General features: G+C 40.7%; 13 protein-coding genes and 1 tRNA gene. 11 read left to right on the forward strand and 3 right to left on the reverse strand.

The window, feature by feature from the left end:
- Window positions 1-515 precede the first annotated feature (515 nt).
- The 4 genes from thrC (at window position 516) to ACPZ3T_RS11525 (ending at window position 2966) form a co-directional block, all read left to right on the forward strand.
- On the forward strand, window positions 516-1820 hold the full coding sequence (thrC, locus tag ACPZ3T_RS11510) for a threonine synthase (RefSeq protein ID WP_490276343.1): 1305 nt from the start codon (window positions 516-518) through the stop codon (window positions 1818-1820).
- A gap of 79 nt (window positions 1821-1899) precedes the next feature.
- On the forward strand, window positions 1900-2175 hold the full coding sequence (locus ACPZ3T_RS11515) for a MoaD/ThiS family protein (RefSeq protein WP_490276345.1): 276 nt from the start codon (window positions 1900-1902) through the stop codon (window positions 2173-2175).
- Window positions 2176-2441: 266 nt separating this feature from the next.
- Complete coding sequence (locus ACPZ3T_RS11520) at window positions 2442-2792, forward strand: hypothetical protein (protein WP_490276347.1); 351 nt, start codon at window positions 2442-2444, stop codon at window positions 2790-2792.
- A 6-nt stretch (window positions 2793-2798) separates the two neighbouring features.
- On the forward strand, window positions 2799-2966 hold the full coding sequence (locus ACPZ3T_RS11525) for a hypothetical protein (protein ID WP_490276349.1): 168 nt from the start codon (window positions 2799-2801) through the stop codon (window positions 2964-2966).
- Here the strand turns inward: ACPZ3T_RS11525 and ACPZ3T_RS11530 are convergent.
- Window positions 2955-3890 carry an alpha/beta fold hydrolase gene (locus ACPZ3T_RS11530; protein ID WP_490276351.1) on the reverse strand — a complete coding sequence of 312 codons (936 nt, stop codon included), beginning with the start codon at window positions 3888-3890 and terminating at the stop codon, window positions 2955-2957. The two genes, ACPZ3T_RS11525 and ACPZ3T_RS11530, sit on opposite strands and share 12 nt — an antisense overlap.
- A 52-nt stretch (window positions 3891-3942) precedes the next feature.
- Between ACPZ3T_RS11530 and ACPZ3T_RS11535 the strand changes: the two genes are divergently transcribed.
- Together ACPZ3T_RS11535 and ACPZ3T_RS11540 are read left to right on the forward strand one after the other, a co-directional pair.
- On the forward strand, window positions 3943-4092 hold the full coding sequence (locus tag ACPZ3T_RS11535) for a hypothetical protein (RefSeq protein WP_490276353.1): 150 nt from the start codon (window positions 3943-3945) through the stop codon (window positions 4090-4092).
- 34 nt (window positions 4093-4126) lie between these two features.
- Window positions 4127-4996: a shikimate dehydrogenase gene (locus ACPZ3T_RS11540; RefSeq protein WP_490276355.1), complete on the forward strand. Its 870-nt coding sequence runs from the start codon at window positions 4127-4129 to the stop codon at window positions 4994-4996.
- 301 nt (window positions 4997-5297) lie between these two features.
- Here the strand turns inward: ACPZ3T_RS11540 and ACPZ3T_RS11545 are convergent, their stop codons facing one another.
- Window positions 5298-6284, reverse strand: coding sequence for an alpha/beta fold hydrolase (locus ACPZ3T_RS11545; RefSeq protein ID WP_490276357.1), 987 nt, complete (start codon window positions 6282-6284; stop codon window positions 5298-5300).
- 87 nt (window positions 6285-6371) lie between these two features.
- Window positions 6372-7274 (reverse strand): oxygen-dependent tRNA uridine(34) hydroxylase TrhO, encoded by a 903-nt coding sequence (trhO, locus tag ACPZ3T_RS11550; protein WP_490276359.1) that lies wholly within the window; start codon window positions 7272-7274, stop codon window positions 6372-6374.
- Window positions 7275-7346: 72 nt separating this feature from the next.
- Here trhO and ACPZ3T_RS11555 point away from each other — a divergent pair.
- The 5 genes from ACPZ3T_RS11555 to ACPZ3T_RS11575 all read left to right on the forward strand — a co-directional run bounded on the left by ACPZ3T_RS11555 (window position 7347) and on the right by ACPZ3T_RS11575 (window position 14092).
- A tRNA-Ala gene (locus tag ACPZ3T_RS11555) sits at window positions 7347-7419 on the forward strand.
- 83 nt (window positions 7420-7502) lie between these two features.
- Window positions 7503-8897, forward strand: coding sequence for a protein kinase domain-containing protein (locus ACPZ3T_RS11560; RefSeq protein WP_490276361.1), 1395 nt, complete (start codon window positions 7503-7505; stop codon window positions 8895-8897).
- A gap of 267 nt (window positions 8898-9164) precedes the next feature.
- The gene (locus tag ACPZ3T_RS11565; RefSeq protein WP_490276363.1) at window positions 9165-9671 is read left to right on the forward strand and encodes a COP23 domain-containing protein; all 507 of its coding nucleotides are present in this window, start codon (window positions 9165-9167) and stop codon (window positions 9669-9671) included.
- 142 nt (window positions 9672-9813) lie between these two features.
- The gene (locus ACPZ3T_RS11570; RefSeq protein ID WP_490276365.1) at window positions 9814-13017 is read left to right on the forward strand and encodes a trypsin-like peptidase domain-containing protein; all 3204 of its coding nucleotides are present in this window, start codon (window positions 9814-9816) and stop codon (window positions 13015-13017) included.
- A gap of 547 nt (window positions 13018-13564) precedes the next feature.
- A complete protein-coding gene (locus ACPZ3T_RS11575) occupies window positions 13565-14092 on the forward strand; it encodes a single-stranded DNA-binding protein (RefSeq protein ID WP_490276367.1) in 528 nt (175 codons plus the stop codon).
- Window positions 14093-14111: the final 19 nt, after the last annotated feature.

Consider the following 14111-nt stretch of genomic DNA (forward strand, 5'->3'; position numbering starts at 1 on the left):
AGGTTTGATATAACTTAATGTTGGTTGAATCAGTTTTATTTACTGATATCTCACCGAGGAATTGTCACAGAGCGATCGCGTAACAATAACCTTAAATCAAAAAAATCAGATCCTAAAACCGTTAAATTACCAATATTTCATGCTTGCCATCAGGAAATATCTATCTTTTTCACGTATAGGATCTTAAAAAGTTATCTATCTTTTTATACAAAATTATTATTTAGTTGAATCTGAATTAAATCTTGAAACCCTTGCGGTTTGGTAGTAAATGCCAAAAGCATGATTGGAGACAAATTATAGAAACCCTGATTAGATAACAACCTTGTCTAATTCACATTAACTATTATTCTGCTTCAGTAATACGTAGTTGCACAAGCACATTTATATACTTTTGCTCAGTTTAATGAATGGTGATGACATACCCGATAATTTTAGTCGGGTATGTTTGACGGGTATTTTTACTCGTGTTACTATTCAGCACACAGTTGACGGACAAACAGGGAAAGATATTTACTATGACTCAGACAGTATCCACTCCAACCAAAACAACCAACGCCGCCTTTCAAGCTTTGAAGTGTAAAGAGTGTGGTGCAGAATACGAGCTAAAAGCTAGTCATGTGTGTGAGTTGTGCTTTGGGCCGTTGGAAGTGAAATATGACTACAATGCTTTGCGTCTGAGTGTCACCCGTGAAAAAATCCAAGCTGGCCCTAACTCAATTTGGCGTTATCGTCCCTTTTTGCCCGTCGCAACTGACAATGTAATTGATGTGGGAACAGGTATGACTCCCCTGGTGCGTTCCCATCGTCTGGCGCGTCGTCTAGGTCTGAACAAACTATATATAAAGAATGACGCGGTAAATATGCCCACCCTCAGCTTTAAGGATCGGGTGGTGTCCGTTGCTCTTTCTCGTGCAAGAGAATTAGGTTTTACAACCGTTTCGTGTGCTAGCACTGGTAACTTAGCCAACTCCACAGCTGCGATCGCTGCCCATGCCGGTTTAGACTGTTGTGTATTCATCCCCTCAGATTTAGAAGCTGGTAAAGTGTTGGGTAGCTTGATTTACAGCCCTACCCTCATGGCTGTTAAAGGTAACTACGACCAAGTGAATCGTCTCTGTTCAGAAGTTGCTAATACACATGGTTGGGGTTTTGTCAATATTAATTTGCGCCCCTACTACTCAGAAGGTTCTAAAACATTAGGCTTTGAAGTAGCAGAACAATTGGGTTGGGAACTACCAGATCATGTAGTTGCACCTTTGGCTTCTGGTTCACTGTTTACAAAGATTTACAAAGGCTTCAATGAATTTGTAGAAGTCGGTTTAGTGGAAGGTAAAAACGTCCGGTTTAGTGGCGCACAAGCAGAAGGTTGTTCACCCATCGCCGAAGCATTTAAAGAAGACCGCGACTTTATTAAACCAGTTAAACCAAATACAATTGCTAAATCAATTGCGATCGGCAACCCAGCAGATGGTATATATGCTGTTGAAATTGCCAAGAAAACTGGCGGTAATATTGAATCAGTCAACGATGCAGAAATTATTGAAGGTATCAAGTTGCTAGCTGAAACAGAAGGCATCTTCACCGAAACAGCTGGGGGAACTACCATTGCTGTACTGAAAAAATTGGTAGAAGCTGGCAAAATTAATCCAGATGAAACTACCGTGGTTTATATCACTGGCAACGGTTTGAAAACCCAAGAAGCTGTACAAGGCTATATTGGCGAACCTTTGACTATTGATGCCAAGCTTGATAGTTTTGAACGTGCATTAGAACGTTCTCGCACCTTAGACCGCTTAGAATGGCAACAAGTTCTTGTTTAGTCAATACTCAATAGTCATTAGTTAATCACTAATGGCTATTGACAACCTCTTTGTAACAACTGACCACTATTAACTTACTATGGCTGTAAAAGTTTTAGTCCCGACTCCTCTACAAAATTTCACCAACAATCAAGCTGAACTACAATCTAGTGGTAGCAACATTGCTGAACTTTTAGAATCTTTAGAAAAAAGCTTTCCTGGGATTAAATCGCGCTTATGCGATGACAATGGACAGCCGCGACGCTTTTTAAATTTGTATGTCAACAGCGAAGATATCCGCTTTTTGGAAGGAATAGCTACACCATTAAAAGATGGGGATGAAGTGAGTATTGTCCCGGCTGTTGCGGGTGGTTGATACACTACAAATTTTCTAAACAATATAGTTTTAGTCTCTCCGGTACTATATCTAGTAAATCACGGCAGAAATAAAACCATGATCTCAACAGAGTTAAAAAGCGGTTTTTCTTTTGCTTTGTAGTTCTAGAGAGACAATAGATGTCAACTGTTATTAGCATGAGTAGTTTTTATTACTCGTGCTTTTTGTGTTGATTTTATATGAGTATTCTATCTCCAGTCGCCTGACTCCAGTAAGATGAAGTAATCATTTTTAATCAAGAGCTTATGTCTTCTACTCCTCTGACATTAAATTTAGTTGAAGGTTCTGTTGGGTTTAATTTTTCCCCAGAAGCAGCGAGAGAATTAAAAGCAGCGATAGATAAATTGTTGGAATCATTAAAAGCTGTGGCAGCTAAATCTAACTCAGGTAATAAAGTCACTCCTCAACCACCTTTGGAATATCGTTATACAGGTGAAGTATTTTTAGAGATTTTTTGTAATCCGAATATCTGGCCTACTCCATTTGCTGCTAAGGTATTGCTAACTGTGCGGGATGTGAATATTCGCTTGACTACGGAAGCGGAACTAGTCAGGGTAATTGAAGATATTAACCAGTATTTAGAGCAAGTTGGGTAAATGGGAATGGGGAATGGGGAATGGGGCATGGGGCATGGGGCATGGGGCATGGGGCATGGGAAGATTGATTTCTTTTCTGTTCCCCGTTTCTCCAACCCTGTTCCCTTACATAGAAAAAATGGTGCGTTATTTTGTCAACGCACCCTGAAAATATTGGCTCATTTAAACAATTGATAATGCCCAATCTCGTAAAAGTGGGTTTACTTGATTTGGAACTTCATCATGGGGACAATGACCAGCTTTGAGGAAATATTCTGTTAATTGAGGGTAATAAAGACGAAACTTTTGAGAACGTTCTCTAGCATTCATCCAGGGGTCAGCTTCTCCCCAAAGTAACAATAAAGGACAAGTTAATTGTTTTAATAAAACATCGACTTTTTCGCCTTGAGGAGTGCTAAAAACAGAAACAAAGACATCTAAAGCACCAGGATCATAGGCAGGACGCTCAATTTCTGCTACTAATTGATCTGTGACTGCCGTTTTATCAAGATAAACCTTTTCTAAGGTGCGGCGAATTACCCAACGTTGGCGGACATATTGAAATAATAAAAACTGGGCTAACCGTTGTTGAAACATCCACTTAACACTATTACCGACCAATTTTTGCACAGGAGATAGTTTTTTAGGTGGTTGAATTTGTGATTGTAAAGCTTCTGGTTCAGTTGTAGATGGTGTGACACTAAAGGGGCCAGCACTGTTGAGTAAGACTACACCAGCTACACTGTCAGGAAATTGAGCAGCTACGCACAAGCAAGCATAACCCCCAAGGGAGTTACCTGCTAGTATTGTTTTTTGACCAATTACTTCACTAATGAAATCATGGAGTTGATCGCGCCACAAGTCGCCACCATACTGTAATTTGGCTTTGGCAGAACGACCAAACCCTAACAAGTCGATCGCAAATACTTCAAAATCAGTACACAAACCTGTGATATTCTTACGCCAGTGGTCTGTAGAAGCACCAAAACCATGCACTAACAGCAATGGCGGACGCTGGGGTTGTTTTTCTCCCGCACGGACATAGTAAATTTGATGCCCTCGCCACTGCCAATATTGTCCAGGAATAGGGTTTGTAGAAGGGGCGGTTGTTACCTGCATATTTTGAAGAAATGTTAATTATGTTAATGATTGTAAAGCAGAGGATGGGTTTTTGAGGGCAGGGCGTATGGGGCAGGGGGCAGGGGGCAGGGGGCAGGGAGCAGGGGGCAGGGAGCAGGGGGCAGGGGGAGACAAGGGGGACAAGGAGGACAAGGGAGACAAGGGAAGGGAGATAAGGAGCAAAAGTTATTTAAGTGACTGATGACTGATAACTGATAACTGATAACTGATAACTGATGATTACAGGCAAAACAAAACTATTGGGTGTAATTGGTTGTCCGGTGGGTCATTCGCTCTCGCCGGTGATGCACAATGCCGCGATCGCTGATTTGGGTTTAAATTATGTGTATCTTCCTTTACCTATTGAACCACAGGATTTAGAGGTGGCGATCGCAGGTTTGGCGGCTGTGGGTGTGGTGGGTTTTAGTGTGACTATTCCTCACAAACAGGCAATTATGCCTTTACTTGCAGAGATTACACCCCTAGCTCAAGCTATAGGTGCAGTTAATACTGTTAGCCGTAAAAATAACCAATGGGTTGGTACAAATACTGATATAATAGGTTTTATTCACCCTTTACAAACTACCTATCAACAGGATTGGAGTCAGAAAATTGCTGTGATTTTAGGGAATGGCGGTGCAGCTAGGGCGGTGGTAGCGGGTTGTCACCAGCTAGGTTTAGCGGAAATTCATGTGGTGGGGAGAAATTTGGAGAAATTAAAAGAATTTCAGCAGAGTTGGAAAAATTCACCCATCGGTGAGAATTTACGAGTACATACCTGGGATAAATTAACACAACTGCTTCCCCAAGCTGATTTATTGGTAAATACCACACCTATGGGAATGTATCCCAAAGTCGATGATTCCCCGGTGAGTGCCGATGAAATGGCCAATTTACCCACAGGTGCGATCGCCTATGATTTGATTTATATCCCTCAGCCTACCAAATTTCTGCAATATGCACAAAAACAAGGTGCGATCCCAATCGACGGTTTAGAAATGCTAGTGCAGCAAGGAGTTGCAGCCTTAAAAATCTGGTTGCAGCAAGACGATATACCCGTCGATGTCATGCGTCAAGCTTTGAAACAGCAACTAGGGCTAGGGTAGAATTAAGTAGGTCGGCGTAAATAATTATTGTTGGAATAAGGCAGGGAGCAGGGAGAGAAGTCGCAAGGAGGGTTTCCCTCCGGGCGAACTTCGGAGGAGAAAGAGTTTGAGCCTTATTTACTTTTCTTCACATAAGTAAGTCGGCGAGAAAAAAACAAACTACATTAAGTAATGTAAAATTTCATTGAATTAGCTTGTAGTAAGGGCTTTAGCCCTTAAGAGAGGACTAAAGTCCCTACTACAAACCTTGAATTATTCACGTCGTTCTACTTAGTTTGTTTGATTGCACCGACTTACTTAATTAAAAATCAATATTTTGCTCATTAGTCTTTTCTAAGATAATTTCAATAGCATTGATGATTAATTCTGGTTGATCAGTCCAAACAAAATGGCTACTTTTATGAGCGTTAATTTGTTTAACATCTGTAGATAAATTCATTATTTGTTTGTGCATTGTATCTCGTAAATGATTAGCTGCTTTTATAGGTAAAAGTATTGTCCCAATAGAAGCATGAAAAAAAGTATGTGCTTTAATGCTAACTAGAGGTAATGACCCTAAATCATTAGTTAACTGGAGTTGCCGACTACTATTATCTAGGTTTAAAAGCTCTCGAATCATGGTAATCCAATGCTTAGGTCGGCAAAAAGAACGCTTAATTGGATTTAATTGTAAGTTAGTAAATTTAACTAATTCTGGTTTAATAAACTCAAATATACCAATCAATTTGAGTAATCTAATAATGCCAAGTATTGAGCCGAAAATTGACATAAAAAAACCAGAAACAAAAAATAGTTTCAAAGCTTGTAAATAGATGGACATTTTTAGCATTCCCGTTTCATGGAGTCCATCAGTAAGTACCATCCCGATTACTTTTTCGGGAAAATAATGGGCATATAACCGGACGTTATAACTACCAAAGGAGTTACCTACAAGAATGTAAGGTGGCTCAATTCCTGCTTGTGTGAGGAGAGAATCTAACTCTGTGACAATTTTCTGGCTGGTGCGTGGATGGGGACTATGATCACTCCAACCATATCCAGCCCGATCATAAATACACACTCGTGTTAGTTTAGCTATTTCTTGTACCAGTAAATAACCTTCAATTCCCCCTAAACTGTATTCTAAGATGACTGTGGGGCTAGACTTTCCTGCCGTGTAAAGGTGTAGGCGATACCCACCGACATCAATTAGTTGTCCTGGTGGTGGTTGTCGATTTTCGATTAAGCTAGCGATCGCCTGATAAAAAGTGGTAGCTAATAGTACGATACTTTCAATAGGGGATGACATTTTATCCCCCAATCTATCATTGATTTCTGACGAAAACAGCTTAATTTAGCTTTATTTAAATTTTTACACTGTAAGACTAGCCATAAATTAAGCCAGCCGTTGTCTTTGTAGCTGGTACTGTCGCCATTTTTCTTGCTGACGCAATCTTTTATCTGGCGTGAGATGATCAAAACAATAGGGGCAAGACATACCTAACTCATATTTGGGTGAGGCTTTATCTTCTGGCAATAGGGTATGTCCACAACAGAAACACAATTCATGATTCCCTGTTTCTAACCCATGACTTACGGCGATGCGCTCATCAAAGACAAAACATTCCCCTTCCCATAAACTTTGTTCTGGGGGGATTTCTTCTAAATATTTGAGAATACCGCCTTTGAGGTGATAAACTTCAGTAAAACCTTGAGAAAGCATAAAAGATGAGGCTTTTTCACAACGAATCCCCCCAGTACAAAACATCGCTACTTTTTTGTGTTGTTTGGGGTCAAGGTTTTGACTAACATATTCAGGAAATTCGCGGAAGGCATTAGTCTGGGGATTTTGCGCTCGTTTAAAAGTACCGATATGTACCTCGTAATCGTTGCGGGTATCAATTAGTGTAACTTCTGGGTCAGAAATTAAATCATTCCATTCCTGGGGAGTGACATAAATACCTACCTGTTGATTCGGATTAACTTCTGGTAAACCCAAGGTGACGATTTCTTTTTTTAAACGCACCTTCATTCTTTCAAAAGGTGGGTTTTCTGCTGTTGATTCCTTGTGTTCTAAGTCTGCAAACCGAGGATCAGCACGGAGATGACTGAGAACTGAGTCGATGGCTTGACGCGAACCTGCGATCGTGCCGTTGATTCCTTCTGAAGCTAAGAGAATCGTTCCTTTAATGTCTTGTGCCGAACAGTAAGACAATAAAGGTGCTTGCATCTCAGTAAAATCCGGCAAACTGACGAATTTATAAAATGCGGCAACAATTTGGAGATTTTTTTGGTTCATCCCTTTGGCAAAATCACAACTTTCAGGTATAGTTATTTAAGTGAAATAAAATTACCCGTATTTTTATTTTACGGGGGTTTAGCTCAGTTGGTAGAGCGCCTGCTTTGCAAGCAGGATGTCAGCGGTTCGAGTCCGCTAACCTCCATAACAATTTAGCTTAACCAAAAAACAACAGATATTTGCTTTTCGTGTCAAAATTCAGATCAATTAACCATAGTTGTGAATCTGATGATCGGTAAAATCCTGGATGGCCGCTACGAAATTATTAGCAAACTGGGAGAGGGTGGTTTCGGTGCTACTTACCTGGCTATTGATAGGAAGCTACCCGATAAAGACCAGTGTGTTGTTAAGCACTTCTCACCGCAAACGATCAATCCCTATACTTTGTATCATGCTCGACGACTATTTGAGACGGAAGCTAAAGTATTAAACCGGTTGGGTAATAATGACTGTATTCCTCGGTTACTGGCTCATTTTGAGGAAGACGAAAATTTTTATTTAGTTGAAGAATTTATTGCAGGCCATGACTTGAGTTCGGAAATTAAGCTTAACCAGCCGTGGAGCGAAGAGGAAGTAATTGTCTTATTGAAGGATATTTTAGAAACTCTAGATGTGATTCATCGGCATAATGTAATTCATCGAGATATTAAACCCTCAAATTTAATGCGTCGTCAACAGGATGGCAAAGTTGTACTGATTGATTTTGGCGCAGTCAAACAGATTAACACGCAACTAGTCACGGCTCAAGGACAAACCTCACGAACTGTCATAGTTGGTACACCTGGTTATATACCCAGCGAACAAAGTCAAGGTGAGCCACAGTTATGCAGTGATATCTATGCAGTTGGTATCATTGCGATTCAAGCTCTAACTGGTTTACATCCTATGCAATTAGTCAGAGATACTGTCACAAATGAAATTATCTGGCGCAACCAAGCACAGGTGAGTCAACAGTTAGGAGACATTCTTGACAAAATGATCAAGTATGACTTTCGACAAAGATGTCAGTCGGCTGGAGAAGTGTTGCAAGCTTTAGAAAAACTGACACCAACTCATCATCAAACGAAATCAAAATGGTTGAAGGCTGGCATTAGTTTAGGTATCACTACAGCTGCGATCGCCACTATACTCTTGTTGATCATTATACCCCGTCATCAAAATCTGGAAATTTACGATAATACCGTTTATGGTATTTCGATCAAATACCCTCAAAATTGGGAACAAACTGGCACTCCAGACCGAATTACAGGGAATTTGGTCAAATTTATGTCTCCCAAAGCAAATGATGGCGATACTTATACAGAAAACTTGAATTTAATTGTACAGGATCTACCGGAAAGCCGTAGAGAACTAGAGCAATTCACTACATTTTATGTAGATGAAATTAAACAATATCATCAAAATTTCCAAATCATCGCACAGGATGCAAAACTATTAGCAAATCAACCCGCTCATCAAGTTATTTATACTTTGAGTGAAGAGGGAATTAACCTGAAACGCCTACAAATTTGGACTATTAAAAATAATAAAGCCTACATTATTACCTATACCGCAGATGCCGATAAATATGATGAATATATTCCTACAATACAAACTATGATTGATTCTTTTACAATTCAATAATATTTAACAGGCGTTGCTGATTAATGGGAAGTGAGGTACGGGTAATATTTTGAAACGCAGAGGGGCGCGGAGTAAAGCGCAAAGGTACGCAGAGATTTGTACCTCAGCAGACTAGAAAACTCTATATACTGAGGTTTTGCCAGAATGATATTCGGCAAATTTATGAAAATTTACACTGTTTTAAAGTTTTTTCCGTAAAAATAAGGATTTTTGTGGTATAGGTATAATACAGATGCTTTCATCATCCTTTAGTGAGAACTACCCAAGATGAAAACCCGTTTATCTGTGCAAGTTTTAACGGCTGGTGCAATTGCCTTCAGTAGTATTGGTGCGATCGCTCCCTCTAGTTTGGCACAAGGACAGACATACTTTTGTGAAAATCATAAGGGTGTGTGGACTACATTTGCGAGAAATTACAACAACCGCAAAATTCCTGTGATTCGCTGGGTGAGAACTTTAGGAAACTATACTCCTAAAGCACGTTGTCAAGCAGTATCAGCTAGATTTCAGAGTGCCTATCAAAGTGGTATCCTCAACTACCTAACTACAGGGATTTCTGGCAACCAAGCCGTTATCTGTGCGGCTAGTCAATACGGTGGCCCTTGCAGTCAATTATTATTCACCCTCAAGTCCCCACGGGATGCTAGTTCAGTGCTGCAAAACCTCGTAGAAATTGGTTACAAGGCGCGTGGGCCAGTGCTGCAATCTGATGATGCTTCTGATCAAGTCTACATTGACATGAATTTGATCATGAATCAAAAAGAATCAGAATAATCCCAACTCATACTCATCTTGCTTATACCCTCACCAAGCCTTTTTCTTACTCCTATCTCCTGACTCCGTACTCCCGTCCTACGCCCATAATTTCACAAATCAAAGCGGATTTTTATAGATATTTGTAAGCGTTAAAAGCAACATGAAACAAAAATTAGTTGATCACCGCTCACTGGCTTTGATTGCCTGGATGGGTTTAGTATTGATGTTGCCTATACAAGCTGTAGGGCTGACAATTTTTCATGGGAAAGTGTCTGCTCAAAAGTCAAATGTGCAGTTATCTGAAGAGCAACTTAAACAACTAGCTAAATCAATCACAGTCAAGGTTGTATCGGGAGAGAATACTGGGTCTGGGATTATTTTAAAAAAAAATAATCAAGTTTATACTGTTATTACAAATCGTCATGTTTTAGAAGCAGGTGTTCCTACTAAAATTCAGACAGAAGACGGCAAAATTTACCCAGCTAATGTAGTGAAGGGAGTCAATTTTCAAGGCAAAGATTTAGCTTTATTGCAGTTTCGGACTAATGCTAATTATCGTGTAGCTCCCTTGGGAAATTTAGCCACAGTCACAGTTAATGAACCAATATATGCAGGCGGATTTCCCTCTGAAAATCAAGGTTCTAAATCCCAGGGGTTTGTCTTCAAAGCAGGACAAGTTTTATTAGTACAAGAGCGAGCCTTTAAAGAAGGCTACCAGATAGGGTATAACAATGAAATTGAAAAGGGGATGAGTGGGGGGCCGATTTTAAACCGTCGGGGACAAGTCATTGGGATTAATGGTATCCATGCCTATCCTCTATGGGGAAACCCTTACGTATATGAAGATGGTTCTCGACCAACGGCAGCACTACAAGATTTAATCAGCCGTTATAGTTGGGGGATTCCAATTCAGACTCTGGCTCGGTTAGCACCGGAATATACAACTAAAGAATCTCAACCAGCATCTAACCCAGTCTCACAGGCGAGTCTTCCCCCCATTGCCAATGAAGTTAATAACATTGCTCAAGAAATTACAGTACGCATAGATGTGCCGACTTTACGGGAGTGTAGCGGCTCTGGGGTGATTATTGGCAAACAGGGAAATACTTACAGTGTCCTGACGGCGGAACACGTTGTCAGAGGATCAAAAAAATGCGATCGCACTGTTTTAGAAATTATCACCTCTGATGGTAAGCAACATCAAGTGAGGGTGAGTGAGCAAAACCTCAAAACCTTGCCAGAAACAGACTTAGCGGTATTGCAGTTTACTAGCAATCAAAATTACCGCGTAGCGACCATAGCCAACTATGACATAGTTAACGACCAAAACTACATCTTTGTTTCTGGGTGGTTAGGGCCACAACCTGGAGGTAGACCAACAGAGCGTCAGTTTACCGCAGGCAGTGTGGCCGCAAAACAAGGAGCTTCTATCTTAGCCAGGAACTCTTTATCTCTGAGTTATGGTTATGGATTAGTGTATACTAACCTCACATATAAAGGCATGAGTGGCGGCCCGATATTAGATATTCGTGGTCGTGTTATTGGCATTCATGGCAAAGCAGAACTGGAAGAAATTACAGATAAAACTGGTAAACCTCGTTTAATCCCATTGGGTTTTAGTTGGGGTGTCCCCATCAGTACCTTTGTCCGTTGGTCAGAGTCAGTTGGCATGGCTTCTCTATTAAAAGTAGAGAAAAATAAACCACCGAAATTAACACCAGAAGAAACAAAAGCTATTCTCGAAGCTTTATTTAAGGTAGAAAAACCGCAAAATAATGCAGATGCTATTGATTGGCTCAACTATGGTTGGGAGCTAGCCCGCAACACCCCAGAAAAACCCCTGGGTGAAAATCAAGCCAAAGAGGCATTTAACGCTATTAACAAAGCAATTGAGCTAGAACCTAACTTTTATCAAGCTTGGTATCTGCTGGGTTTTGTACACATAACTCGTCAGGATTATCCAGCAGCTCTCAAAGCTTTTGATAAAGCCACACAAATTCAGCCAAACTTTTCGCCGTCTTGGCGTTGGCATGGACTAGCACTAGCTAATTTAGAACGCTACCCAGAAGCCTTAAAATCCTTTGACCAATTAGCCAGATTAGACCCCGATGATGCTAATATCCAAGTATTTCGTAGTTTGATGCTACTGCAAGCAAAACGCTTTCCAGAAGCATTAGAAGTATCAAACCGAGTTGTACAAAAAAATCCTGGTTCTTGGGCTTACTTTGCCAGAGGTGCAGCACGTATTGCCACAGGAGACTTAAAAGGAGCGATGGCTGATTTAAATGAAGCTATTCGCTTGAATCCAGAATACATTGAAGACACAGCTTATTCATTGCGAGCCTCACTCCGCGCTCAACAGAAAGATTATAAAGGGGCGATCGCCGACTATACTGAAGCTGTGCGTTTCGACCCTGAAGATCCTGACCATTTTAAAAAACGCTCCGCAGTTCGCTTCCTCCAGCAAGACTACAAAGGAGCAATAGCAGATTTAGATCAAGCACTGCGACTAAAGCCCAAAGATGTTGATGCCCTCAAATCCCGTACTGTTATCCGTAGGCTACAGCAAGACTACAAAGGAGCTTTAGCTGATGTAAATGAAGTACTGCGACTCAAGCCTGACGATGTTAATGCTCTCAAAGAACGCGCTGGTATCCGTAGGCTACAGCAAGACGACAAAGGAGCTTTAGCTGATGTAAATGAAGTACTGCGACTCAAGCCTGACGATGTTGATGCTCTGCAATTCCGTGCTGGTATCCGTAGTCTACAACAAGACTACAAAGGAGCAATAGCAGATTTAGATGAACTCCTTCGACTCAAACCTGACCATAATCTGGGTTACTACTACCGAGGGCTAGTACGCGCCCAAATTAAAGATTATCAAGGAGCAGTTGCCGATTACAACCAGATATTAAATGCTCAAGAATTAGTTGGTATTGGAGTACAAGTAGAAATTAATGCCCAGACTAAAATCCCAACAGTTTCTCAAGTCATTAATAATTCTCCCGCGCAAAAAGGAGGAGTCAAAGCAGGAGATCAAATCTTAGCAGTTGATGGTAAATCAACAACCAATATGACTTTAGAACAGGTGATTAAACTAATTCGGGGTCAAGAAGGCACTCAAGTGGCTTTGCGAATTAATCGTACTGGTAACAACCGCTTAAATACTACCCTGACAAGATCACAAATCACAGCTGATAAACAATTTGCTGATGTTTACTATCATCGAGGTATAGCCCGAACTCAAATGCAGGATCATCAAGGAGCGCGTCAAGACTGGCAAAAAGCCGCAGACCTCTATCAACAACAAGGTAAAGCGGATGAATACCAAAAAGTGATGGCGAGAATTAGAGAACTTCAGTAGTTACAGCACTTTTGACGTAAGTGAGGTACACCATGAGTAATGAGTAATGAGTAATGAGTAATGAGTAATGAGTAATGAGTAATGAGTAATGAGTAATAAGTAGCCGTCATGAACTGCGTACACCAGAACACATCAAAAAGTCTTTCCCTTACACCCCTATACCCTTACACCCCTATACCCTTACACCCCTATACCCCTTTTTCAATTCAGTGAGTAATCAGGCAAGACAAGTTAGTTAGTAGGGTGCGTCAGTTGCAATCTTTCCTTGGTATGGTTAGGATTGTTCATTACTGACGCACCCTAACATTTTGGGTATTTTTTTGATCTGGAAAACCTAAAGCAATAGCTGATTTTATCTATGTAATGGTACAATTATACTACTCATGCAAAAATCAATGCTCGTTTTAGTCAGGCGAGAGTGTTTAGCAGTGTGATGACTGTGATACAACGCGATCGCTTGGCTTTTATGCTACTAAAGAAATAGTCATAAATAAATTCATAATTACGAATTACAAATTACGAATTACGAATTATTCAGGAGGATGTCATGAACAGCTGTGTTTTAATGGCGGAAATTATTCAAGAACCGCAATTACGTTACACATCAGATAATTTAGCAGTCACGGAAATGCTAGTACAGTTTCCTAATTCCCAGCGTCCAGAAGATGCGCCAGCGACGTTAAAAGTAGTGGGATGGGGAAATTTAGCTACAGAAATTCAGCAAAATTATCATCAAGGCGATCGCGTTATTATAGCAGGTCGCTTAGGGATGCACACAGTTGAGCGTCAAGAAGGCTTTAAAGAAAAACGGGCAGAATTGACTGTACAACAAATTCAATCTGTTGGTAGTGGTTTGACAGCATCAGCAGCACCAGTGAGAACCCCAGCCGTTACACAAACACCACCCCCCCCACCACCTGTAAATGTTCCTAGTTATGAACCTCCACATCCCACCCCTACCCCAGTGACAAACCCTGTGAGTGTTGCTCCCCAAGTGAATACCTACGAACCTGCCACCAAACCCAGTAGTTATCAACCTGCGGAAGAACCAGATCCAGATGATATTCCATTTTAGGGACTAGGGACTGAGAAGT

The organism is Aliinostoc maniaoense (assembly GCF_058172895.1).